This is a genomic window from Kitasatospora saccharophila (genome assembly GCF_039529925.1).
GTDB lineage: Bacteria > Actinomycetota > Actinomycetes > Streptomycetales > Streptomycetaceae > Kitasatospora > Kitasatospora saccharophila.
This window is the reverse complement of record NZ_BAAANS010000061.1, coordinates 24,433-46,989: the sequence shown is the minus strand read 5'-3', so window position 1 is coordinate 46,989 and position 22,557 is coordinate 24,433. Positions and strand designations below refer to the sequence as shown.

Sequence of the window (22,557 nt, the reverse complement as noted above, 5' to 3'; positions counted from 1 at the left end):
CGCGGGTGCTCGGAGTCGACGACTTCGCCCTCAAGCGCCGGCACCGCTACGCGACCGTGGTCATCGACGCCGAGACCGGGGAGCGGATCGACGTCCTGCCCGGCCGCACCGCTTCGGCACTGACCGTGTGGCTGCGCGAGCACCCCGGGGTCGAGGTGGTCTGCCGGGACGGATCCGGCTGTTACGGAGAGGCGATCCGCCGGGCCCTGCCCGACGCGGTGCAGGTGATCGACAGGTGGCACCTGTGGTCGAACCTGTGCGACAGGGTCCTGGCCGAGGTCCGCTCGCACGCCGCCTGCTGGGCCACCGCCGTGAACCCCGTCCGACCCGGAGGCGTGCGCGAGCAGACCACCCGCGACCGGTGGCACAAGGTCCACGACCTGCTCGGCCAGGGCGTCGGCCTGCTCGAATGCGCCCGCCGCCTCGACGTCGCACTGAACACCGTCAAGCGGTACTCCCGCATGAACGAGCCCACCGGCGACCGCCGCGCGCCCCGCTACAAGCCCACGCTCGTCGACCCCTACCGCGACCACCTGCGCAGGCGCCGGGCCGAGGGCCCCGCAGTACCGGTCACCCACCTCCTGCGCGAGATCAAGGAACTCGGCTACACCGGCAGCGCGAACCTGCTGGTCCGCTACCTCAACCAGGGCCGCGCCGAGGGCGAGAGGCCCGTCACCACCCCGAAGCACTTCGCCCGCCTCCTGCTCACCCGCCCCGAGAACCTCCGCGACAAGGACACCGAACTCCTGCGGGAACTCGCCCAGACCTGCCCTGAGATGACCGAACTCGTATGCCTCACGCGCGAGTTCGCCATGCTGCTGACACCGGCCGAGGGCAACGCCGCCAAGCTCGCCGACTGGATCACCCGGGTCCGCACCGCCGACCTTCCCCAGCTGCACTCCTTCGCGAACGGTCTCGAACTCGACCGCGCCGCCGTCAATGCCGGACTCACCCTCCCCCACAGCAACGGCCGTACCGAGGGCGTCAACACCCGAACCAAACGGATTATGCGGCAGATGCACGGCCGGGCCGGCTTCCCTCTGCTCCGCCACCGAATCCTCCTCCAGTGACCACGACACAGCGTCACCACCGATTACGGGACAGAGCCCAGTGATGTATCTGATGTTGTGTGAGTTACCGGCGGCCGATGGAGAGTCGGCCGTCGAAGGTGATGTCGAACGCCTGGAGGGCGGGCTTCCATCGCATGGTCCAGCGTTTGCGTCCCTGGCCGGTGGGGTCGAGGCTCATGACGGCCATGTAGACGCACTTCAGGGCCGCTTGCTCGTTCGGGAAGTGCCCGCGGGCCCGGACGGCCCTGCGGATACGGGCGTTGACCGACTCGATCGCGTTCGTCGTGCAGACGATGCGGCGGATCTCGACGTCGAACTGCAGGAAGGGCACGAACTCGGCCCAGGCGTTCTCCCACAGCCGCACGATCGCCGGGTACTTCGTCCCCCATGCCTCCTGGAACTCCAGGAACCGCTCCTCGGCGGCGTCCTGGGTCGGAGCGGTGTAAACGGGCTTGAGCGCCTTCGAGATCTTGTCCCAGTCCTGGCGGGCCGCGTAGCGGAAGCTGGCGCGCATCAGGTGCACGACGCAGGTCTGCGTGATCGCCTGCGGCCAGACCGCGCCTATGGCGTCCGGTAGGCCCTTCAGGCCGTCACAGACGACCATGCAGACGTCCTCGACGCCGCGGTTCTTGATCTCGGTGAGGACCTGGAGCCAGTACTTGGCGCCCTCTCCGCCATCGCCGGCCCACAGGCCCAGGATGTCGCGGGCGCCGTCCACGGTGACCGCCAGGGCGACGTAGACGGGACGGTTGGCGACCTGTCCGTCGCGGACCTTCACGTGGATGCAGTCGATGAACACGACCGGGTAGACCGGGTCCAGGGGGCGGTTCTGCCACTCGGCCATCGAGTCCATGACCTTGTCGGTGATGGTGGAGATCGTCGACTTGGACACGCTCGCGCCGTAGACCTCGGCCAAGTGGGCCGAGATGTCGCCATGCGTCAGGCCCCGGGCCGAGAGGGACAGCACCATCTCGTCGACGCCGGACAACCGCCGCTGGCGCTTCTTGACAAGCTGTGGCTCGAAGGAGCCCTCGCGGTCGCGCGGCACGTCGATCTCGACCGGGCCGACGTCCGTCAGTACGGTCTTCGAGCGGACCCCGTTGCGGGAGTTGCCACTACCGGCCCCGGCCTTGTCGTGCTTCTCGTAGCCGAGGTGGTCGGTGATCTCTCCCTCCAGAGCGGACTCCAGCACGCGCTTGGTCAGCTGCTGCAGCAGCCCGCCCTCGCCGGTCAACTGCAGGCCGCTCGCGCGGGCCCGGTCGACCAACTGCCCGATCAACTGCTCGTCCAGCAGGTCCGTCGCCAGCCCGGCCGGCCGGACCTCTTCAACCGCCTCAACCGAGACGATCACGTCGCTCATCAGGTGCTCTTCCTTGATCAGGAGATACACCGGTCACCGTACAGACCCGCTCCAGCACCATCGAGACCGTCTTCGCCCGTCTCGCCCGGGAACACCCGAACCTGGGCGAGATCGACCGGCGGATCATGCGTGCGTTCGAAGAACTCACGCACGGGCGCCCCCAAACGACCGACGGAAGCTTGACCGTCGTCAACATCGCGGCAGAAGCCGGAGTGGGCCGAGCCTCCTACTACCGCTCTCCGGTGGCCGCCGCGATCAAGGAGATCCTCGCGGCCCCCGACAGTAAGCGTCCGGAGGTTGACGAGCTCAAGGCCGAGATCAGACGCCTGCGCAAGACAGAGCGTGAGCTCCGCAAGGAGAAGGCCGCCGAGATCCGCGAACTCCAGGAAACGATCAACACCTACGCCAACCAGATCCAGGCACTGGCTCTACGCAATGCTGAGCTGGCCGAGGACGCCCGCAAGCTCCGATCGCAGAATGACGAGGCGACCCGTGGAACAGTTCTACCGCTGAAGACACTTCCCAGACCATGATCGAGTAGGCGGACGACCAGCGGGATCGTGCTGACGAACCGGACCGCGCGGTGCGTACGGCGTTCATCTGCGACTATCTCGCCGACGCCGCCCTGCGGCGCGAGATCCTGTCGGCGAGCGCGGGCAGTTGGTGGGGACAGTCGGCACAGCCTATGGCGGGGCGGGGCCGTCACGGGTGCACTGCTGTTGGCGGATATCGACTCCGTCGCACCCTCCCCACCCGGGTAGCTGATGCGCCATCATAGTCTGATGACAAACTGGCAGTTGCTGCGCTGGGCAGGCGCGATCACCGGCACCATCGGCTTGGCGCTGTTCATGACCCTCCTGGGCCTGGACCGGGCCGACAAGTTGAGCAGTGTGCTGAGCTTGTTCTTCACCGTCGCCGGCTTCGTCCTGTCGCTGGTGGCGCACGTGCGGCAGCGGCCGTCGGTGGTGGCGGTGGCGCGCGGCGGGTCGGTCGCCTCGGCCGGGAGCGTGCGGAATGTCCAGGCGCGAAGCGACGATGGACGGCGGCAAGCGGGGGCGAGTTCGCCTCCTGATGCGGGGGTTTGGGCGGACGGCGGGTCGATCGCCGCCGCTGGCGACATCGATGGTTCGTCGGCGTACCAGGGGCCCCGGTGAGTGCCGCGTGGTGGCGGCGCGGCTCAGGTCGCGACAAAGGGCAGGGCCGTGGCGGACTGAGGGCCGAGCAGGGCTCGATCGTCGCAGGTGGCAACATCGCCAACGTGGTCGCCCTGCAGGTGGATCAGATGGTCGTCCAGGCTCGGCCCCATCGACTGGACGCCATTCCGCTGCCGCCTCGCGAACTTCCCACCAGGGAAGCGCTTGCGGGCGAGACCACCACCCTGGAGGGTTTGTGCACCTATTTCCGAGACGTGCCCGTGCCCGGCAATCGCACGCTCCCGTCGAGCGGCGCCGAGAGCCAGTCGAAGCTCGTCGTTGTGCACGGCCAGCCCGGGGTGGGAAAGACTGCCTTGGCGCTCAATGCTGCGCACGAGGTGAAGGACGCCTACCCGGACGGCCAGATCTACGTCGAGCTCCACGGTGACAAGGCAACTCCGACAAGCAGCGCGGACGCCCTCGGCCACATGCTCGGCAGCCTGCACGTGGCGCGGGAGGACATGCCGCGCTCCGTCGCCGGCCGGGCGGCGATGTTCCGGACACTCACCGCCGACCTGAGACTGTTCGTCCTGCTGGACAACGCGCACAGTACGGACCAGATCGAGCCGCTGCTGCCCACTGGCGCCGGATGCTCGGTACTGATCACCTCTCGACGGGCGCTGTCCCTCAACAGCACCACCCAGCGGGGACCCGTCCCGGTGTACCTGCCGGACGACCGGAACGCACTTGCCGTGCTCTCCCTCTACGCAGGGCAGGAACGCGTTGCCGCCGAGATGGCGGCGGCCATGGACATCGTCCGATTCTGCGGCAACCTCCCGCTGGCCCTGCGGTTGGTCGGCTGCAAGCTGAAGCAGCGCTCGGGCCACAGTCTTGGCCGCATGCGCCTGCTTTTGGAGGACGAGAGAAGCCGCCTGGACCACCTGAACTCCGACAATCGCAGTCTGACTGCCTGCCTCATCTTCAGTTTCGAGAGCCTCACGTCGACCACTCGGTCCTCCTTCGCCATGCTCGCCTCCTTGCCCGTGGGCCGGTTGACGGACTGGCACTTCGCCCGGCTCGCGGCCACCCACGGGGCCGGGCTCGCGGCCAGCGACGAACTGGTCGAGGTCGCATTGATGGAGACGCTGGACGGGGAAGGGGGCGGCGACTTCGAGGGCAGTTACCGCATGCACGACCTGATCCGTGTCTTCACTGCCCGTCAGTACGAGGAGTTGCCGCCGGAGGAACGGAACGCTCTGGAGGAACGCCTGGTCCGGGCCTACCGCGACGCCGTCGTCCATTGGGCAGCTCAGCGCGCCCCGGAACTGCGCGCCGAGATCGCCCCCGAGCGCGTGCCGGACCTCCGTGGGTCGTCGATGACAGCCGCCGAGTGGGTCGCCGGAGAGCAAGACCGCCTCCTCTGGGCGATCGACCATGCGCGAAACCTGGGGCTGAACACGGTGGCGGCGGAGATCGGCGAGGCGCTGTCGTACTTCCTCGACGACATCACTCTGGCACCGAACTCCGCCGACTGGCTCTTCAACGTTCCGGGGGAGACCCGGTTGCGGGTGCTGGCCGCTCTCCGCAGGGCACGCGCGATGGCTGCCATCGCCGAAGGCAACCCGGACAAGGTGCTATCGCTTCTGTCCCCGGGCAGCGACGATACGGCGGAGAGCTCCGAAGACCTGACCGCACGGGCCCGGGACACAATAGTGATCGCCCGGGCGTACTCCATGAAGGGCGACTACCGTACCGCCCTCGACCGTATGACGACCGCGGCTGACCAGCTTCGCGCGGTCGGCGATTCCTGGCACACCCTCGGTTCCTTCGAACTGCTGGGCGAGCTACAGCGCTGGCGTGGAAAACCGGAGCTGGGCGAGCAGAGCCAGCGGGAGGCCCTGCGCATCGCCGAACAGGCGGGCGACCTGAGGGCTCAGGCGCGTCTGCGGCGCACCCTGGCTGAGACACTGGGCTATCTGCGCCGTCCGGCGGAAGCGGCCCCGCTCCTTGAGTCGGCCAGGGACGACTTCAGGCTCCTCGGCGACCGCCGGTGGGAAGGCGCCACCGAGTACGCCCTCGGCAAGATCTACCGGCTCCTCGGAGAGCGTCAGAAGGCACTCGACTGCTACCGCAGGGCGGAGGGTATCTTCGGCCCGATGGGCGAGCGGCTGTGGGTCGGCCGGGTCAACAATGCCCGGATCCGCGTCCTCGCCGGCATGGGACAGCTCGATGACGCTGCCACGACTGCCCGCGAGGCGATCGCGCTGTTCGAGCAGTTGGGCGACGAGATGTGGGTGGCGCACACCCAGCGGGATGCCGGCTGGCTGCACCTGCGTGCCGGACGTCCCCAGGACGCCGAGGCGCCGCTCACTCTCGCCGTGGACGCCTGTGCGGCAGCCGGCGATTCCTACGCGGGCGCCATGGCACGTCACCTGCGCGGCGTGGCCTATCGCGAACTCGGCCGGTACCCGGAGGCGCATGCCGACTTCGACGCCGCGCTCGGGGTCTACAGGTCCGGTTCGTACGAATGGAACGAGGCCGCAGTTGCTCACGACGTGATCCGCACCCTCCGAACGGAAGGCCGCGCTGAGGAGGCCGACACCATGGAGCGGGACATCTCCGTCACCAACCCGATCTTCACTCGCTTGCACGGCCGGGACGGAGCGGTCGCGGTGCCGGACGAGGACTGAACCGGCCGGAGATCCACGTCCTGGTCCCATCGCGCGGCCAATGGTGCCCGGGGTCGACCGTTCGTGGTGCACCCGCTCGCGGCTCGGTTCCCAGACGCGGCCCGTTCCTTGGGATCCAAGTAGGAACGGACCAGGAAACCGGGGTTGCTGTCAGAAGTTTTGACAGGCCGCGCTCGGCGCGGTGCTCGAAGCGGATCAAAGCCGACCCGACCATGGCGAACCTACGCGACTGAGGCGGCGCGTGTTCGCATCTTCGACTGACAATAAACGAAGGGGGATCCATGCCCACGATGCTCTATTACCCGCTTGTCCAGCCCCCGCAGAAAGCCGTCCACCAGGCTCTTTTGTACTGGGATGGGATCGCTTCTCTCATGCCGGGAGACTCTGACGTTCAAGACGAAGCGCTGTCCAGCGAGCTGAGGGACCTCAAGGAGCGCCACCTATATCACCCGATCGCCCTTGAGGAGGAATATCAGGGGCTGTTGCGTCGGGCCACGGAAGGACTTCCCGTACTCGCAGACACCCTGATTGAAATTTCCGGCCGCCAAGTCCCCCGCAGCTGGATTCTCAGCTATAACAGCAAATGGAACGACGCTGAAATACTGAATTCACTAGTCGACCTCGGCTTGGCCAGGCGCGTGCGCAATCCCACTAGCTTTAAAAGCCTCGCTATGCCGAGAGAAGTAGTGACACTCCTAACTGCCGTAATGGCTCACGAAGTGGCACGATCAAGCGCGAATCGCGCGTACACGCCATACACGGATCAGCAGGCACCCGACCAAGTCGCGCTCGGGTGTGACCCGAATACCGGCGTCGCGGCCTGGCGAGTTAGGCTCGGGCAACTCCTTCCAACTCCTTCTCCCGCCACCACGACGCAACAGGTTTTGGAATTTCGGGAGAAGTACGCCGATGAGCGCGAGCGGCTACTACGCGCCACTCAGGAAATGCTGGTTGAGCTCTGCCGCAATTGGGAACATCCAGCCGACGTTCTTCGCCGAATGGAACTAGAGCTCACGAGTGCGCGTGAAGACTACATGGATGCAGCCAAAAGTAGGCGTATTGCATGGACCGAAAGATCGCTTTACGCGACAGTAGCCGTGGCCTCGGCGGCCGCCGGAGCATTGATCGCCCCTGATATGGGCTGGGTTGCTGGAATCCTCGGGAGTGTTGGTTTCAATGTCGCCACCCGCGAAATTCGCCCCCTAAGTAAGGGGCAAAAGGAACACCCCTTTAGCTACCTGGACCTTGTCGACAGACACCTGGCTTGAGGTGTAGCCGCACGTCCCTATCCATGACCCGAAGGGGACGATACCGTCCGTGGGCTCGGGCAGGCGGCGGCCGTGGTGCGGGTACGTCCCGTACTCGTTGACGGGCTGCCAGCGGCACAGCCGTTGGAGCTGAGATTGGTCATGCTCCGATTGGTGCCGTGAGGGTGTTGACGCGGTTCTCGTACTCGCGGCGGGCCTTGCGCTGGGCCGGGACGACCGGGGAGCCCTGGGCACCGCCGAGGGGCTGACAACGGGCGAGGAGCCCGCAGTGCACCGAGGGCACGGCGCTGACGCGCAGGGTGTAGTCCTGGCCCCGTCGTACGGTCACGCCCTGGTCGAGCGCGTCCCGCTCGGCGGGCTCCAGTTCGGCCGCGCGCAGGAAGTCGGCGACCTTGCCCGGCGTGTCGAGGGTGACCGCAGTCTCCGATGTCGGGGTGTTCTGGCGGTCGTCGGTGTGCTCGGGCATGAGGTCAGCGACGGCGGTACGGATGGCGCCCCGGCTGACGTGGTGGTCGCGGGCCAGACCGGCGATCGACCGGCCGCCCCACCTCCACAACATCCCGGGCCGCAAACCTTTACACGGTCATCGAACCGGATCACGAAGTGTGACTGGCCGGGCCGCGGTCGGTCAGGATGAGACACTCACGCGTGGGACGCCTGAACAGGCCACATAACTGTGAACGGCCAGCGCTGGTAGTTCTGGTCGAGCAGCACGGTGGAGCGGAACTGCTGGTGGCGGTCGCCTCCGGCGGTGTCGACGCCGTCCCAGCGGATCCTGCCGCTCTGCGGCCGGTAGACCCCGCACAGCAGGTGGGCGAGGGTGGACTTGCCGGACCCGTTGGCGCCGACCAGGGCGGTCACCTGCCCGCCGGGGACGGTGAGGGTGACCCGGTCGAGGGCGGGGGCCGACTTGCCGGGGTAGGCGAAGGTGACGTCCTCGACGGTGATCGTCTCCGGGCGTTCGGGCAGCGGGGTGCCTCCGGTGGGGATGGCGCGGCGGTGGCCCTCGGTGCGCAGCCGGTCGAGGTCGCGGACGAACAGGGACTCCTCGTAGAGGGAGTTGATCCGCTCGACCAGGCCGGCGATGCCCGCGGCGCCGGTGCGGATCGCCAGGACGGCGGTGAACGCGGCGGCGAGCGGGACGGCGTGGTCGAGGACGAGCCAGCCCAGCAGGGCGAACGCGCCGGCGGTGGCGAGGCCGGCCAGGGCGGCGGTGAGCGTGTCGGTGGCGGCCCGGGCGCGGGCGAGACGGTTCTGCTCGCGTTCGGCGGCCTGTGACATCAGGGCGTAGTGGTGCAGCAGGAACGGCCCGGCGGCGTGGACGCGCTGCTCGGCCGCCGAATACGGGTGGATCAGCAGGTCGGCGATGGCGGTGCTGGCCCGGTTGTGCTGGAGCATCGCGCGGGTGGAGGTGTACTGGCGGCGGGCGGTGACGACCGCGCCCCATCCGCGCGGCGCGGTGATCAGCAGCAGCGGGTTCAGTACGGAGAGCACCCCGGCCACCGAGATCAGCGACAGCGCGCCGGTCAGCACGGCGGTGGCCTGCCCGATGATGTTCTGCAGCGACCTCGCGCCCCAGCGGGCGCTGTCGACCACCTCCAGGAACTCCGGGTCCTCGATCGCCGCCAGCTCGGAGCGGCTGACGACCTCCAGGAACTCCAGCGTGGCCAGCCGGAACACGGCAGGCTCCAGCCGCCCGGCCGCCCAGGTCGACAGCGCCTGCAGCAGCGCCGAGCCGGCGGCCAGCGCTCCGGCCGCCGCCACCGCGGGTACCGCCGCCCGCATCACCTGCCCGACGTCGCCCTGCGCCAGCAGCGCGGCCAGCACCCGGTTCACCGCGACCAGCGAGGCCGCCGCCGCGGCCCCGCGCAGCACCTCAGCCCCGACCAGCGCCACCAGCGCCCGCGGGCTGGCCGCCCAGGCCATCCGCCCCGCCAGCAGCAGGAACCGCGGAATCTGCCGGGCCACCGACCCGAACGACAGCTTCCCGGCGGCGAGTTCGTGCCGGGCCCAGCCGTAGCTGTAGCGCATCGGCCCACCGAACAGCAGTTGCTCGCTGTCGGAGACCGGCGGATCCGCGTCCGCGGGCTTGGTCCTTCGCGTCATGGACGCCCTTTCGCATCGGAGGATTGAGGTCGTCGGCGGACCGCCGCGACGTGAGGAAGGCAGTGCCGTTCCGGGTGCTACGCGCGGGCCGGTGCGTACGGCCCGGGGGTGTGGTCGAAGCCGTGGGTGGAGTAGGCCGGTCCGCCGTCCAGGTAGGCCCGTACCGCGGCCTCGGAGGTGGGGAACATCGGCGCGGGCAGCGGGTCGGCGGCGGGGTGCCAGCGCACTTCCAGGTGCTTGTCCGGCTCGGTGTTGGTCAGCTCGCCGGTGAACTCGGTGGTGGTGAAGGTGAACAGCACGAAGGAGCCGAGTCCGTCCCAGCCCTCCTTGGCGTGGATGGTGTGCACCAGGCGCAGGGCCGAGGGCTGGGCGATGAGACCGCTCTCCTCGTACAGCTCGCGGACGGCGGCGCAGGTGATCTCCTCGCCGGGTTCGACCTTCCCGCCGGGGAAGGTCCAGGCGGGCTCGGGGGTCCAGCTGCGCTTGGCGTAGTGGACGAGGGCGATCTTGCCGGTGGCCAGGTCGTGGGCGATGACTCCGACCGACAGCCGGCTCGTGGCGTGCGCCATGGGTCTCCTCGGGGTTGGAAGGGGTGGAGGGTGGAAGAGTCGGCCGGTCGGCCGAGCGGAGGGCTAGACGTCGAGGGCGGGGAGGTGGGCCAGGCCGGTGTCGCGCATGATCCGGTCGACGGTGTCCGGCAGGGCGCTGTCGGCCCCGACGACGGTCTCGATCCCGCCGGGGAGCAGGTCGCGTTCGCGGTACCAGCCGCGCAGGGTGTCGGCGGTGACGGCCGCCTGCAGTTGGGGGTCGGGCTTCGAAGCGTGCCGCCGCAGGGTCTCCTCGAAGGGGACGTCGAGGTAGTAGCAGCGGGTGGTGCCGCGATGGTCGTCCACCAGGCGCTGGAGCATCGGCCCGTAGCGCTCGGCGGACAGGATGCCCTCGACGACGACGTGGTAGCCGGCGTCCAGCGCGTAGCGGGCGGTGGTGTCGATCAGGCCGATGTTCGCGCCGCCGTGCCGGTCGTGTTCGCGCAGCACGACCCGGCGCAGGACGTCCTGGCCGACGATGGCCAGGCCCCGCCCGAACGCCTCCCGGAGCCCGGCCGCGATAGAGGATTTGCCCGACGCGGAGTTCCCCCGGAGGATCACCAGTCGGCTCTCCGCACTCCCTACGGCCGTCGCGGACGCCGCCCGCCCCGGGCCACCGGCCGTTCCCCTCGTCGGCCAGCCGAAGACGGACAGCGGGCGGCCGGCGGTGATCTCGGCGAGGGCGGCGGCCGTGTAGGCGACGATCGGCGTCGGCAGGGCGTCCAGCGGCCACCACTGCAACTCCGCGCACTTGTCCGGTTCGCAGTTGATGATCCGTCCGGTGTATGAGGGGGCGGCGAAGAACAGTTGCAGCCGCCCCAGACCGTCATCGGCGTCCAGGTGGTGCAGGGTGTGGACCAGGGCCAGGTCCTCCTCGCGGATCCGGACGCCGAGTTCCTCCTCGGCCTCCCGGACCATGCCGCGCAGCACCGACTCGCCGGCTTCCAGGTGGCCTGCCGGCAGGTGCCAGTGACCGTCGGCGAACGAGGTGCCGGTACGGCGGCCCAGCAGCACCCTGCCGCCCTCGACCAGCACCAGGTGGACCCCCACCACCGAGGTGTGCGACACGGGACTTCTCCTTCCTCGGGAAGCGGACGCGGCCACGGACGGGGCAGCCGCCCGCCTCCGGGCATGGCGGGGCAGCGATCGACCGAGTGATCGATCGTCGTACGTGAGTGCGCTTGCGGACGTCTCACCGTAGGCGGCGTCCCGGGCCTGTGTCGGCGTGTCCCGGAGGAAGCCACACGATCCGGTGAATCGCGTCAACTAGTCATATCTGCAACGCTGTTGCCGACTGGCGCGGTCACTCTCCCACTCGGCACTGACAGCGGCGGCCCGCGGCGGCCGGGCACCTGTCGAGACCCCGCACCCGGTGGCCGGCAGCCAGGGTCTCGCCCCAGAGGAGCAGGTGCTTGGACGGGAAGAAGTCCGGCCCCAGCGACTGCCTCGACTTCGACAGGCTGACGACGACGATGGCGAGGAGGCTGGGGCCCCTGTTCGTTGAGGCCGGGCACGAGCGGTACGGCGGCCACGGTGGCGGCTGCGACGAGAGCGGCGTGGAGGGGGGTGCGGGCGGAGCACCGGGCTCACGCTCCTGCGCCGGGCCGGGAGCCGCTGCCCGCGGCGGGCGATTTGACGAGGTGGACGGGAGTCCAGTCCCAGGGCAGTGGACGGCCGCTCAGGAGGGTGTCGAGGCGGTGCTCCGCCTCGGGGCGGGCCTGGGGGCACCGCACGCTCCAGGCGAGGTAGTAGAGGGCCGAGCTGGCGCCCATGATGGGCACCAGCAGCTCGTACCGCTCGGGGTTCGTGGCGGCGAAGTCGTAGCCGTACGCCGCCACCCACTCCTCGTGCTTGCGAAGCTCTTTGCCGAAGGCGTCGACCGCGAACCGGGAGGCGGCCTGGTCGAAGGCGAGGTCGCCGAGGGTGAGGTACTCCCAGTCGAGGAGCGCGGTGCCCCGGTCGGTGAGGACGGCGTTGAGGGGGGTGATGTCGCCGTGGACCAGGCCGTACTCGGGACGGCTGACCTGCCGGTAGGCGTCGACAGCACCGGCGAGGAAGCGGTGCAGGCGGATGCGGTCGGTGTCGCAGACGGCGCCGGGCGGCAGCGTGTAGAACTGGCCGAAGGTGTAGGCGATCTTGTTCTTCGGGTTGAAGTCGATGCCGGTGGGCGGCAGGTGATGGAGGCGGCGGAGTGCTGTGGCGTACTGGCTGTCGCTCGGCCTCTCCGAGCCCAGGTCCCTGCTGAAACTCACGGCGTGACCGTGGACCATGATGCTGCGTCCGACGGAGGCCGCGGTGAGGATGCCGCGGGCCAGCAGCGCTCGGGCCACCCGGACCTGGCGCGCCGCCTCGCTGTAGCGGGTGGACGGGTGGTAGACCTTGCCGATCACGTTGACGCGCGGGAGGCGGAAGACCCGGTTGTGGGCGTCGTAGATGAGTTCGGCGCCGGTTGGATCGAGCCCTTGTTTCAAGGCCGCGCAGGTGAGCGCCTGCTGGGCGGTGTCGGCAGGGTCCGGCGCCTCGGCCGTGAGCAGGGAACTGGTCATCGAGGTCCTTCGGGTGCTGGGTGGAGAAGGCGTTCCCGGCCGGTGTCCGAGGGCAGGCTGTCGTCCTCTACCGAAGACGGTGGCGGTTGCCGGCGTGGTACCCCCGGCAGGTCGATCGCGCCGTTGATAGCTGCGGCGACGACGCCGTGGAACAGGCTGCGGACGCCGAGGCGGCGGCGGAGCAGCAGGAGGCGGTAGGCGTGTGCGTCGGGGGTGCGGCCGAGGTGGCGCGCGGCCTGGCGGCGGTCCAGGCCCGACGCGGCCAGCACCAGCGCGCAGGTCCCCTGGTCGGTCAGGACGGGCGGCTGTGGCTGCGGCCACCACGGGGAGACGTCCTCAACCGGGACGATGCGGTGCGCCAGCCCGACCAGCGCGGCCGACAGCGGGGTACGCACACCGAGGCGGTCGTAGATCCGTCCCATCCGCCACCGCAGGGTGTCGGGCGCGATGTGCAGTTGCGCGCAGGTCTGCTGGTGCGAAGATCCGCCGGCGAAGAAGCGGAAGGTGTCGACGTACAGCGCCGACCAGCCGGTCGGTTCCGGCGCGGCGGCGACGGCCGTCTCGAATCGCTCCGCTGCCAGTGCCATCGCCGCCTTGACCTGCCTTACGGACGTGGGCGTCCCGTGGTCCGTCACCGGCCTTCGGCTCCGTTCAGCAACTCGGCCAGCCGCTGGGTGTCGATGGTGCGGCCGAGTGCTTGGAACATCCCGAGGGAGGCGTTGAGCCAGATCCTGGCCGTCTTCTCGTCGCCAGCGCGGCGGGCGGCCTCGCCGAGCAGCAGCATGGTCCGGGCGACCCAGTGCTGGGCGCCCGTCTCGGCGAACTGGGCCAGCGCACGAGCGAGGTGGGCGGTGGCTTCGGGGCGTCCTCCGGCGGCGGAGTGGGCTTCGCCGAGGAAGGCCAGGGCCCGGCCGGTGTTGACGCCGTCGTGCCCGGGGAGGGTGTCGAGCAGTCGCAGGGCTTCCTCCAGCAGGTCGATCGCGACACCGGGCTCGCCGAGCGCGGTGCGGGAGGAGCCGAGGATGATGAGGGTCAGGGCGAGGTCGCGGGGCTGGCCGAGCGGTCGCAGCAGATCGCGGGCCTGCTCCAGGTACGGCAGGGCCTCGGCGTAGCGGCCGGCGGCGTGGTGGCAGGCGCCGATGCCGCGGGTGTGCTGGGCGATGCCCGCTTCGTCTCCGGTGGCGGTGGCGATCTCGCGGGCGCGGGTCAGGTGCGCGATGGCGGCGTCGTGGCGGCCTTGGTCGCGGTGGCCCATGGCGAGGGTGTGGAGCATGCTGCGGACGGCGGCTTGGTCGTGGCAGCGCTCGGCGGCGAGCAGGCCCTGCTCGTGGACGGGGATCCACAGGTCGCGGTCGCGTACGAGGTGGAAGTAGGCGAAGCAGGCGACGACGAGGGCGAGGGCCGCGGCGTCCTCGCGGGCGGTGCGGGCGGCGGCCAGGACGGCGGGCAGAGAGGGGGCCGTCGACTGCAGCCAGGAGCGGGCCTCTAGGTGTGTTGTTCGGGGAGGTTGGTGACACGGCTGGCGGGTGTGTGGCCTTGGATGCCGGTATGGGGTCGGTGGTAGTTGTACCAGTCGATCCAGTCGGTGAACGCTTCCGTGCGTTCTCGGTCCGAGGTGTAGGGCCTGACGTAGGCCCACTCCTCGAGCAGGGTGCGGTGGAAGCGTTCGACCTTGCCGTTGGTCTGGGGCCGCCAGGGGCGGGTGCGGCGTGGGCTGATGCCCAGGTCGTGGCAGGTCTGGCGCCAGGTGTTCTTGGTGTAGGCCCAGGCGTTGTCGGTCAGGACCCGTTCGACGGTGATGCCGCGGGCGGCGAACCAGGCGGTGGCCCGTCGCAGGAAGCCGGCGCAGGTCGGGGCCTTCTCGTCGGGCAGGTTCTCGGTGTAGGCCAGTCGCGTGTGGTCGTCGAGCGCGGTGTGGAGGTAGGCGTATCCGACGCCGCTGCGGCGGTCTTTGTTCGGGCTGCCGACGGCCCGGCCGAGGACCTTGTGCCCTCCTCCGTCGGGGATGCGGCCGAGTTTCTTGACGTCGATGTGGACGAGTTCGCCGGGGTGGGCGCGTTCGTAGCGGCGCACGGGCTCGCCGGTGGCCCGGTCCAGGGCGGACAGCGGCGGCTGGCCGTGTCGTCGCAGGATGCGGTGGGCGGTGGAAGGGGCGATGCCGGTGCGGGCGGCCAGCCGTAGCGGGCCGATGCGGTGCTCGCGCCGCAGACGCAGGACGTGTGCCTCGATGTCGGCTGAGGTCCTGCCGGGCTGGCGGTGGGGGCGGCTGGAGCGGTCACTCATTCCGGCGACGCCGAGCTGCCGGTAGCGGATGGCCCAGCGGGCCGCGGTGGTGTGGCTGACCTGGAAACGTTCCGCGGCCCGCCGCACCGGCCAGCCGTCGTCCACGACACAGCGGGCGAGCCGAAGGCGCCCGGTCTCGGTCAGCGGGGCGTTACGGTGGGGCATGAGGGCCTCCCGGGCCAGGTGGAGATGTCGCAATCCACACCGAACCCGGAGGCCCTCACTCATTCAAGAACCCAGCCCGCGTGTCACCAACGTCCCGGGACAACACATCTAGGCCGTTGATGAGTCGCAGGGCCTGGTCGGGCCGGTGTCGGCGGGCGGACGGGGGGCTCATGCGGTGGTTGGGGGTGAGCAGTCGGCTGGCCTGCTCGGCGGTGTCCACGAGGGCGTCCAGGTAGCGCCCGAGGGTCTCGGGGCCGATCGCCGGGACCAGAGCGCGAGCCTGGGAGGCGATGTCGGGGTGGAGGGTGTAGAGGGTGCCGCGCACCGCGCCGCCGGGGGCAGCAGTGAGTAGTCCCTTTCCGGTGAGGGAGCGCATCAACTCGTGTGCCAGGCGGGGCGGGACGCCGGCCGCGGCGGCCGCGGTGGGCACGTCGGCGGCGGCCGGCAGGTACGCGAGGCGTGCCAGCAGGGTTTCCTCGTCGACGGGCAGCTCGGCGAACGGCGGGAGGGCGTCCAACGGGGGGCTCCGTTCAGGTCGGTGGTGGCAGGTAGGTGTTCGGGGCCGCCCCGTGGCAGGGGCGGCCCGGCGGTCAGCGGATCCCGGCGGCGAGCTCGCGGGCGAGGCGGGCGGTTTTGAACTCGACCCGCTCGGCGACCCGCTGCTGGCGGCGCTCGCCGCGTCGGGCGGCTGCGGCGGCGATGGCGTCGCGCAGGGCGGGCAGGTGGAAGACGGTGAGGAGCGGGTGGTGGTCGGAGACGTCGTCGTAGCCGGCCAGCACCTCCAGGTGCACGGCGGCCAGGGCGAGGGGCTCGTCGGCGTAGACGCGGCAGCCGCGTCCGGCCGGGCTCTGCCCCAGGGCGCGCAGTACGGTGCTGCTGGTGGGCCGCATCGCCTCCTCGGTGCCGAGTAGGCGGGCGACATCGATGAGGCCCTGGGTGGTGAGGTCCTCGTCCACGCGGGTCGCGGTGATCCGGCCGGCGCCGGGCATGTAGAAGGAGCGGTCGTGCCAGTGGGCGCGGTCCGCGTCCCGGCTGCGGTCGATCTGCTCGCCGACCGGGTCCTCGTTGAAGTCGCCGATGACCAGGCGCGGCAGGCTCTGCAGGTTGGATACGTTCTCGGCGGCGATCAGGCGCTCGGTGGGCGAGCAGTAGCTGAGGTGGAGGCCGGCGACGGTGAAGCTGCCCGGCACGCGCCCGCCGACGCCCTGGCGCAGGGTGAACTCGACGTTCACCCGCGGGATTCGCGGGTCCCGGGAGTTCGGCTTCTGGTGGTTGTGCAGGGCGACCAGCGGTCCGTCGCGCCGGACGAGGATGACGGTGCGGTGGGCGGTGACGTCCGTGCCGGCGCTGCGGTGGGCGTCCATGCCGAGCATCCGCGCGGCGTCCTCGATCTGCTCCTCGCGCAGTTCGCCCAGGACGACGAGGTCCGGGTCGTAGCGGGTGGCGATCAGGCAGACCTCTTCGAGGTCCTGGCCGTGGTCGGTGGTCCACGACAGGACGGAGAGGTACTGCGAGCGCGGCAGCGGCAACGGCGGCAGGCCAGGCAGCGGGATGGGCAGGTCGGACAGGTCGGACAGGTCGAGCATGGGTTCCTTCGTCTCATCTCGGGCGGTGCGGTGGGCCGGTGCCGGCGGCGTGCTCACGACGGGCCGGTCGTGAGGGCGGCGGTGATGGCCTCAGTGGCCAGGTCGAGCGACTGGATGAGCCGGTTGTCCAGATGCGGCGGCAGTGCACTCGCCCCCAGCCCCGCCTGCTTGACGATCGACGCCAGCTCCTTGCGGTCGGTGTCCGGGAGGCGGGCGGCGAGGGGGTGCTCCAGCAGGGCGCGGGCGCTGTACCCGTCGGGCCTCTCCAGCGTCCAGTCGGTGGCGGCCGCGTAGAGCGGGTCGGCGGCCATCAGCGTGTCCGCGGCGGTGCACAGGTCGACGCAGACGAGGGTCAGCTCGGTGTCGAACTCGGGGCTGCTGCCCGGACGGTAGGTCTCGTGGGCCTCACACAGCGCGGTGAGCTGATCGGCAAGCACGTGCTTGTCGGGGCGGGGGCTGAGCAGGGTGCAGGCCACGGTAAGCGCGGCGGCCACGACGTGCTCCCACGGGGTGTGGCGGTCGAGGCGGGTTCGGGCCAGCCTTGTCGCGGCGATCTGGTGCTGGCCGCCGAGGGCGAGGGCGATCGTCCCGAGCTGCAGCGCGGCGCCCGGGCCGGGCGGCGGAGTCGGGTCGGCCATCAGGGTGCCCCGGGCCCGCGCCCATTCGCCAGCGCATGCCAGCGCGTGGGCCAGAGGCAGCAGGGAAGCGCCCTCCCACCAGTCGTAGAGCACGGCGCGGTCGTCATCGTCGGCGCTCAGGCCGGCCAACGACAAGGTGCCGACGGCAGGGGTCTCAGCGTCCCGGTTCGTCCCGATCGCCAGCGAGACGGCTTCCAGCAGCGCGATGGCCGTGCCGGGGTGGCCTTCGCGGACCAGGAGTTCGGCGTGGGTGAGCTGCGACGTCAGCGCGCACATGGCGAGGGGAACGGACAGCGGGCGGGCCTGGAGGAACAGGGCGGTGTGGAGATTGCACAGCGCGTACGCCGTCCCGGGGCGGCCCTGGTCGAAGTGCAACTGGGCGGCGCAGCGGTGAACATCGGCGGCCAGGCCCGCGTCCGCGTGGTCGGCGGCGCTGCGGGCGGAGGCCGCGATCTCCTCCACCCGCTGCTCCAGCGGCGGAGCCACCCGCGGGCCGGTGTCGGGGGTCAGGGGGAATCGGGCAAGCGCGGTACCGAGGGCACCGGCGGGCAGGGCCGCGGTCACCGGCTCACCTGCCCCGCCAGCTCCACCGTCCGTGCCGGGGCCGTGGAGGAGGTGCGAGCCGCCTGCTCGGGGACGAACACCCAGGGAGCAGGGCGGTCGCCGAAACGGACGGCCGCGTCGACCGAGGCCCACATGCTGAACGCCTGCGGGTAGTTGCCCAGATGGCGGCGGGCGACGGGGTCGTACTCCTCGGCGAGCAGCCCCAGGTCGCTACGCAGCCCCAGCAGATGATCGAAGAGGTCGCGTGCCTCGTCCTCGCGGCCGATGGCCTCCAGTGCCTCGGCCAGCCAGAACGAGCAGGCCAGGAAAGCCCCTTCGTGTCCGGCGAGCCCGTCGACGTTCGCGCCGGCGTGCTGCTCGGTGGCGTAGCGCAGGACCAGTCCGTCCTCGGTGAGGTCGCGCTGTACTGCCTTGACGGTGGCGACGACGCGCTCGTCGGCGGCGGGGAGGAAGCCGACCAGCGGGATCAGCAGCAGGGAGGCGTCCAGGGTCCGGCCGCCGTAGTACTGGGTGAACACACCGCGTTCGGCATCGACGCCGCGCTCGCACACGTCCGCGTGGATCTGCTCGCGCAGCTCGACGAGGTGGAGCAGGAGGGCGGGGTCGGCGTCCGGGCGGCGCTCCAGCAGGCGCACGGTGCGGTCGACGGCAACCCAGCACATGACCTTGGAGTGGGTGAAGTACCGGGCGGGGCCGCGGATCTCCCAGATCCCCTCGTCCGCCTGGCGCCAGTGCTCCTCCACCTGCCGCACCAGCGCCAGCAACAGCTCGTCGACCCGGGGGTCGGCCGGCAGGCCGGCCTCCTCGGCCAACAGCAGCGTGTCGGCGACCTCGCCGTACACGTCAAGCTGGAGCTGTCCGGCGGCGCCGTTGCCCAGGCGCACCGGCCGGGAGTCCTCGTAGCCGGGCAGGTGGTCCAGCACCCGCTCGGTGAGGTCGGTGGAACCGTCGAGGCGGTAGATCGGCCGCAGGTGCTCGGGATCGAGGTGCTTCAGGAGCCAGTCGCGCCAGCGCCCGGCCTCCTCGGTCTTGCCCACGCGCAGCAGGGAGGCGACGGTCAGCGCGCTGTCGCGCACCCAGACGTACAGGTAGCACCAGTTGCGTTCGCCGCCGAGCCACTCGGGCAGGGAGGTCGTCGGCGCGGCGACGATCCCGCCGCCGGGGTGGCACATCGCGGCCAGGGTGAGGGCGGCGCGCACCACCGCCTCCCGGTAGGGGCCGCGGTAGGTGCACCCGCGCGCCCACTCCTCCCAGTACTGCACGGTCGCGGCCAGCTCGGCGTAGGCGTCCGGCCGGACGGGAGCGGACCCGCCGCGCCGGGTGGGGCCCCAGGTGAGGGTGAACGTGGCGCTCTCACCGGCGGTGAGGGTGATGGTGGCGCGGCACACTCGGTCGCGGTTGACCGTGTGGTCGCGGTCGCTGTGCAGCCAGTAGGTGTCGGCCCCGGCGACCGCCTCCAGCCACGGGGCGCCGGAGCTGGCCCGCTGGATGACCGGCGCGGTGGCCCCGTAGTCGGCTCTGGGCCGGTAGACGGAGACGGCGTGCACCACGCCGCTCACGCACTCGACGATCCGCACGATCCGCGGCGCGACCATGCCGAGCCGGTCGGGGGCGGGCATGAAGTCCGTCACCACGAGGGTGCCGGTGCCGGTGTCGTACTCGCTGCGCACGACCAGGGTGTCGCCCACGTACTGGCGGCGGTCGGCGACCGGCGGCGGGCCGTCCGGGACGGCCGGCCCGACGCGCCAGTAGCCGTGCTCGGGCGTCCCGAGCAGGGAGGTGAAGACTGACGGGGAGTCGAAGTCGGGCAGGCACGCCCAGGTGATGGTCCCGTCGGGGAGGACCAGGGCGGCCGAGGCCGTGTTGCCGAGGAGCGCGTGGTCCTCGATCCGGAACCGGGGCTGGGTGCGGAGCATGGAAATCCTGACATGTACTGGTGGATGAGGGGTGGTCAGCGCCTGGCCGAGGCGGCGGCTTCGAGTTCGGCGAGGGCCGCGCAGACGGTGGCCGCGAGGGTGTCGGCGACGGGCAGCCACGGCACGGCGTGGAGCAGCAGCGCCCGGTGGGCCCGCTGGACCGGGTCGGCAAGGTCGCAGCCGACGACCACCGCCCCGCCCCGCCCGGTGAACAGGCGGGCCTCGTAGCAGTTCCGTACGTGGTGGTGGCCGATCGGGTTCCAGAACAGAACGACATCGACGCGGCGGATGTTGCGGTCCTGCCAGCCGAGCGGGGTCCACGCCGCGTAGGGGTCGGCAACGGAGTTGCGGGACGGGCGGGGGTTGAGGACAGTGCCCTCGAAGTCGGCGTCCGCCAAGAGGCGGACAGCCTGCGACTGCCAGTCGGGGCAGTCGACGGTCCCAGCCAGGTACACCGAGGGCAGGCCGTCCGGTTCGAACTGCTGCGGCGCCTCGATGTAGCGCAGGCCGCGCCGGGCCGAAGCGGGCCCGGTCGACAGCCCGGTGCCGGCCGACGCGAGGCCGACTCCGGCAGGCGGCTGGTTCAGGTGATGGGTCATCTCTTCTTCGCGGGCGATAGGTGTGCGGGGGTTTGGTCAGTGCAGCGCGTTGACGAGGCCCGTCAGTCGACGGGTCGTCCGATCCGGCTTGAGGTAGGGGTCGCGGAGCGGGACGGCGTGGTCGGGAATCACTCGGATCGCCAGCCCGATCGCGACCGCCTGCACAGGGGTGCGGGCTCCCAATGCCTTGAGCGCCGCGTCCCGGCGGTCCTCCGCCACATTGCGGTTGAGAGCGAGGCGGCGCGCCGCCTCGGCCAGCGTGGTGTCGATGGTGGCGATCAGGACGTCGAGATCGTCGGGGCGAGGGTCTCTGGGTGGCACGAGGGCCGCTCGCACGGCGATGGCCGGGTCCAGGTAGCCGTCCAGTACGTCGCGGCACACCAGGTGCGCCGGCCTGCGGCAGCCGCGACTCGCCGCAACGGAGTAGAGGGCTGCGGAGACGGCGCCCGGGGCGTAGAAGGAATGCTGCGCGATCTCCTCCATGGTCCGGCCCGCCACGGCCTGGACGAGCATCGCCTGCGTGAGCTGCGACGTCGGCACGGGGTGCTGGGGCGCACCGATCACCCGGCCGCTGACGCTGGTCAGCAGCCCCGGCACGGGGACGACGACCTCGGCCGCCTCCTCGGGTAGGACCACCGTCACCGCGCCCCACCCCCGCGAAGCCTGCTCCGGCCGCTCGTCCTCCTCCAGCTCCTCGGTCCACAACTGCTGCAGTCCGCGCCGCTTGTACTCCGCCCGCACCGCCCGGGACTGCTCCGCCCCGTGCAGCAGCACGGGAAGGCCGGCCTTGCGGGCGTGCGTCAGGAGCCGGACCAGCGGCGGCAGCCAGACGCGCGAGGCGTGCGGGGCTGCGCTGAGCAGCGCACCGGCGCTGACGACCACGCCCGGGTGCGAGCACAGCAGGCGCCGGAACAGTTCGTCGGACTCGTAGGGTGCGACTTGGACCTCTTCGGCGAATACCTCTCTCATCGACGCCACCGGCTGGTGGCGGTGCGGGTGCGGCCCTGGCCCGAACAGCCGCCATGGGTGGTGCGGTCGGCTCCTGCGCGTCGGCGCAGCAGCCAATCGGTGGCCGCCGCTGCCGCGAGGGCGGGGGCGGCGGCGAGCGCGAGCCAGACGGGCTGGGCGCTCTCTCTGTGCTCGATCAGGTACAGCACGGCCGCGCCGGTGGGCAGGCCGAGCAGGAAGCACACGATCGCCGGCCTCGCCCGGACGATCAGCCGACGGGGCGTCAGCACGGTACCTCCCCGGCCTGCTCCGGCCCGCCGGGGGTGCGCCGGGGGAACAGTCCCTCGCGGTGGCGCCGCAGTTCCTGGACGGCAGTAGGGGCGGCGGCCACGAGGAGGGCGGGACCCGCTACGAGGACGGTGGTGACGCGCAGCACGGGTCGGCAGCCGAGGACGAAGCCCACGGCCAGCCCGATGCCGAGGCCGGTGCTGGCGCCGAGGAACAGAGCCCTGGAGGCGATGCACCGCAGGCGGCTGTCGGCCGCGGCCTCGTCCGAGGGCTGCTGGACCTGGTCGGTGCCCGCCGGGGCGGGCGGGGGCGCGTTCACGGCGCGCTCCCCAGGGCCGCGGGTAGCGGTGCGCCGGGCAGGGCCACGTGTACGAGGCTGGCGAGGATGGCCACGACCACGGCCTGCTCGGGGCAGTCCACGTCCAGGTGCACCTGCAGGGTGCGGATGTAGGTCTCCATGGAATCCTGGGCCGTGCCTAGGCCGTGGCGGATCTCCTCGGTGGCGAGGCCGTCTGTCCAGCCCTGCAGGATCTCCAGCATCCGGGGCGGGATCTTCGGTGCGCAGGCGAGCGCCTTCGACTCGCGCACCGGGCCGGGGACGATCTTCGCTGCGGTCGCCCAGGCGGTGAGCTGCAGGCGGTGGCCGGCACCGGTCTTACGCAGGAGGTGCTCGATGGCCTTCCGGGCGGCCTCGGTGCTGTTGTAGGCGCTGGAGGTGTGGGCGATGTCGCGGGCTGTGAGACCGGCCGCGATGAGGTTCGTGAGGGCGACCTCCTTGATGGTGAGGTCGCGCAGAACTCCGTTGGACAC

24 protein-coding genes and 1 pseudogene are annotated in these 22,557 nt (G+C 70.9%); 6 read left to right on the top strand and 19 right to left on the bottom strand.

The features are described from left to right. The coding region (locus ABD345_RS32535; protein WP_344557438.1) for an ISL3 family transposase at positions 1-1,070 on the top strand (1,070 nt) is incomplete at its 5' end. A 64-nt stretch (positions 1,071-1,134) separates the two neighbouring features. Here the strand turns inward: ABD345_RS32535 and ABD345_RS32530 are convergent. Beyond that, positions 1,135-2,421, bottom strand: coding sequence for an IS256 family transposase (locus ABD345_RS32530; RefSeq protein WP_380276240.1), 1,287 nt, complete (start codon positions 2,419-2,421; stop codon positions 1,135-1,137). Between the two features lie 188 nt (positions 2,422-2,609). Between ABD345_RS32530 and ABD345_RS32525 the strand changes: the two genes are divergently transcribed. The 4 genes from ABD345_RS32525 to ABD345_RS32510 all read left to right on the top strand — a co-directional run bounded on the left by ABD345_RS32525 (position 2,610) and on the right by ABD345_RS32510 (position 7,521). Continuing rightward, positions 2,610-2,963: a hypothetical protein gene (locus ABD345_RS32525; RefSeq protein ID WP_344557436.1), complete on the top strand. Its 354-nt coding sequence runs from the start codon at positions 2,610-2,612 to the stop codon at positions 2,961-2,963. A gap of 249 nt (positions 2,964-3,212) precedes the next feature. Next, complete coding sequence (locus ABD345_RS32520; protein WP_344557435.1) at positions 3,213-3,584, top strand: hypothetical protein; 372 nt, start codon at positions 3,213-3,215, stop codon at positions 3,582-3,584. Then, positions 3,581-6,253 (top strand): tetratricopeptide repeat protein, encoded by a 2,673-nt coding sequence (locus ABD345_RS32515; protein ID WP_344557434.1) that lies wholly within the window; start codon positions 3,581-3,583, stop codon positions 6,251-6,253. The genes ABD345_RS32520 and ABD345_RS32515 overlap by 4 nt, the downstream gene beginning before the upstream one ends. Before the next feature lie 281 nt (positions 6,254-6,534). Continuing rightward, positions 6,535-7,521, top strand: coding sequence for a hypothetical protein (locus ABD345_RS32510; protein WP_344557433.1), 987 nt, complete (start codon positions 6,535-6,537; stop codon positions 7,519-7,521). A gap of 139 nt (positions 7,522-7,660) precedes the next feature. Here ABD345_RS32510 and ABD345_RS32505 read toward each other — a convergent pair whose 3' ends face one another. The 8 genes and pseudogenes from ABD345_RS32505 to ABD345_RS32470 all read right to left on the bottom strand — a co-directional run bounded on the left by ABD345_RS32505 (position 7,661) and on the right by ABD345_RS32470 (position 14,033). Then, entirely contained in the window at positions 7,661-8,080 is a 420-nt protein-coding gene (locus ABD345_RS32505; RefSeq protein WP_344557431.1) for a resolvase, read from the bottom strand. 83 nt (positions 8,081-8,163) lie between these two features. Further along, complete coding sequence (locus ABD345_RS32500) at positions 8,164-9,627, bottom strand: ATP-binding cassette domain-containing protein (protein WP_344557429.1); 1,464 nt, start codon at positions 9,625-9,627, stop codon at positions 8,164-8,166. A gap of 77 nt (positions 9,628-9,704) precedes the next feature. After that, the gene (locus tag ABD345_RS32495) at positions 9,705-10,196 is read right to left on the bottom strand and encodes an NUDIX domain-containing protein (RefSeq protein WP_344557426.1); all 492 of its coding nucleotides are present in this window, start codon (positions 10,194-10,196) and stop codon (positions 9,705-9,707) included. 63 nt (positions 10,197-10,259) lie between these two features. Further along, complete coding sequence (locus tag ABD345_RS32490) at positions 10,260-10,778, bottom strand: AAA family ATPase (protein WP_344557440.1); 519 nt, start codon at positions 10,776-10,778, stop codon at positions 10,260-10,262. Between the two features lie 150 nt (positions 10,779-10,928). Beyond that, positions 10,929-11,264 (bottom strand): annotated as a pseudogene (locus tag ABD345_RS32485) (NUDIX hydrolase); the annotation flags it as partial. A gap of 536 nt (positions 11,265-11,800) precedes the next feature. After that, a complete protein-coding gene (locus ABD345_RS32480) occupies positions 11,801-12,760 on the bottom strand; it encodes a phosphotransferase family protein (protein ID WP_344557424.1) in 960 nt (319 codons plus the stop codon). Further along, positions 12,757-13,347, bottom strand: coding sequence for a helix-turn-helix domain-containing protein (locus ABD345_RS32475; protein WP_344557422.1), 591 nt, complete (start codon positions 13,345-13,347; stop codon positions 12,757-12,759). The genes ABD345_RS32480 and ABD345_RS32475 overlap by 4 nt, the downstream gene beginning before the upstream one ends. Before the next feature lie 44 nt (positions 13,348-13,391). Beyond that, positions 13,392-14,033 carry a tetratricopeptide repeat protein gene (locus tag ABD345_RS32470; RefSeq protein WP_344557420.1) on the bottom strand — a complete coding sequence of 214 codons (642 nt, stop codon included), beginning with the start codon at positions 14,031-14,033 and terminating at the stop codon, positions 13,392-13,394. Between the two features lie 15 nt (positions 14,034-14,048). Between ABD345_RS32470 and ABD345_RS32465 the strand changes: the two genes are divergently transcribed. Next, entirely contained in the window at positions 14,049-14,249 is a 201-nt protein-coding gene (locus ABD345_RS32465; protein WP_344557418.1) for a hypothetical protein, read from the top strand. Here ABD345_RS32465 and ABD345_RS32460 read toward each other — a convergent pair. The 10 genes from ABD345_RS32460 to ABD345_RS32415 form a co-directional block, all read right to left on the bottom strand. Next, complete coding sequence (locus ABD345_RS32460; RefSeq protein ID WP_344557416.1) at positions 14,246-15,208, bottom strand: IS481 family transposase; 963 nt, start codon at positions 15,206-15,208, stop codon at positions 14,246-14,248. The two genes, ABD345_RS32465 and ABD345_RS32460, sit on opposite strands and share 4 nt — an antisense overlap. 55 nt (positions 15,209-15,263) lie before the next feature. Beyond that, entirely contained in the window at positions 15,264-15,725 is a 462-nt protein-coding gene (locus tag ABD345_RS32455; RefSeq protein WP_344557414.1) for a hypothetical protein, read from the bottom strand. A gap of 73 nt (positions 15,726-15,798) precedes the next feature. Continuing rightward, complete coding sequence (locus ABD345_RS32450) at positions 15,799-16,794, bottom strand: hypothetical protein (protein WP_344557413.1); 996 nt, start codon at positions 16,792-16,794, stop codon at positions 15,799-15,801. Positions 16,795-16,847: 53 nt separating this feature from the next. Continuing rightward, entirely contained in the window at positions 16,848-17,918 is a 1,071-nt protein-coding gene (locus ABD345_RS32445; RefSeq protein WP_344557412.1) for a hypothetical protein, read from the bottom strand. A gap of 74 nt (positions 17,919-17,992) precedes the next feature. Then, positions 17,993-19,912 (bottom strand): glycoside hydrolase family 15 protein, encoded by a 1,920-nt coding sequence (locus ABD345_RS32440; RefSeq protein WP_344557411.1) that lies wholly within the window; start codon positions 19,910-19,912, stop codon positions 17,993-17,995. A 35-nt stretch (positions 19,913-19,947) separates the two neighbouring features. Then, the gene (locus ABD345_RS32435; protein WP_344557410.1) at positions 19,948-20,511 is read right to left on the bottom strand and encodes a nucleoside 2-deoxyribosyltransferase domain-containing protein; all 564 of its coding nucleotides are present in this window, start codon (positions 20,509-20,511) and stop codon (positions 19,948-19,950) included. 36 nt (positions 20,512-20,547) lie between these two features. Further along, a complete protein-coding gene (locus tag ABD345_RS32430) occupies positions 20,548-21,480 on the bottom strand; it encodes a hypothetical protein (RefSeq protein WP_344557409.1) in 933 nt (310 codons plus the stop codon). Then, complete coding sequence (locus ABD345_RS32425) at positions 21,477-21,749, bottom strand: hypothetical protein (RefSeq protein ID WP_344557408.1); 273 nt, start codon at positions 21,747-21,749, stop codon at positions 21,477-21,479. Before ABD345_RS32425 ends, ABD345_RS32430 begins: the two co-directional genes overlap by 4 nt. After that, complete coding sequence (locus ABD345_RS32420) at positions 21,743-22,066, bottom strand: hypothetical protein (RefSeq protein ID WP_344557407.1); 324 nt, start codon at positions 22,064-22,066, stop codon at positions 21,743-21,745. The genes ABD345_RS32425 and ABD345_RS32420 overlap by 7 nt, the downstream gene beginning before the upstream one ends. Next, entirely contained in the window at positions 22,063-22,557 is a 495-nt protein-coding gene (locus tag ABD345_RS32415; protein WP_344557406.1) for a hypothetical protein, read from the bottom strand. Before ABD345_RS32415 ends, ABD345_RS32420 begins: the two co-directional genes overlap by 4 nt.

Coding starts and splice junctions, on each gene's coding strand:
- ABD345_RS32520 (WP_344557435.1), top strand. CDS start 3,213: ATGACAAACTGGCAGTTGCTGCGCTGGGCAGGCGCGATCACCGGCACC.
- ABD345_RS32480 (WP_344557424.1), bottom strand. CDS start 12,760: ATGACCAGTTCCCTGCTCACGGCCGAGGCGCCGGACCCTGCCGACACC.
- ABD345_RS32475 (WP_344557422.1), bottom strand. CDS start 13,347: ATGGCACTGGCAGCGGAGCGATTCGAGACGGCCGTCGCCGCCGCGCCG.
- ABD345_RS32505 (WP_344557431.1), bottom strand. CDS start 8,080: ATGTTGTGGAGGTGGGGCGGCCGGTCGATCGCCGGTCTGGCCCGCGAC.
- ABD345_RS32435 (WP_344557410.1), bottom strand. CDS start 20,511: ATGACCCATCACCTGAACCAGCCGCCTGCCGGAGTCGGCCTCGCGTCG.
- ABD345_RS32430 (WP_344557409.1), bottom strand. CDS start 21,480: ATGAGAGAGGTATTCGCCGAAGAGGTCCAAGTCGCACCCTACGAGTCC.
- ABD345_RS32510 (WP_344557433.1), top strand. CDS start 6,535: ATGCCCACGATGCTCTATTACCCGCTTGTCCAGCCCCCGCAGAAAGCC.
- ABD345_RS32500 (WP_344557429.1), bottom strand. CDS start 9,627: ATGACGCGAAGGACCAAGCCCGCGGACGCGGATCCGCCGGTCTCCGAC.
- ABD345_RS32450 (WP_344557413.1), bottom strand. CDS start 16,794: ATGCTCGACCTGTCCGACCTGTCCGACCTGCCCATCCCGCTGCCTGGC.
- ABD345_RS32440 (WP_344557411.1), bottom strand. CDS start 19,912: ATGCTCCGCACCCAGCCCCGGTTCCGGATCGAGGACCACGCGCTCCTC.
- ABD345_RS32460 (WP_344557416.1), bottom strand. CDS start 15,208: ATGCCCCACCGTAACGCCCCGCTGACCGAGACCGGGCGCCTTCGGCTC.
- ABD345_RS32470 (WP_344557420.1), bottom strand. CDS start 14,033: ATGCTCCACACCCTCGCCATGGGCCACCGCGACCAAGGCCGCCACGAC.
- ABD345_RS32495 (WP_344557426.1), bottom strand. CDS start 10,196: ATGGCGCACGCCACGAGCCGGCTGTCGGTCGGAGTCATCGCCCACGAC.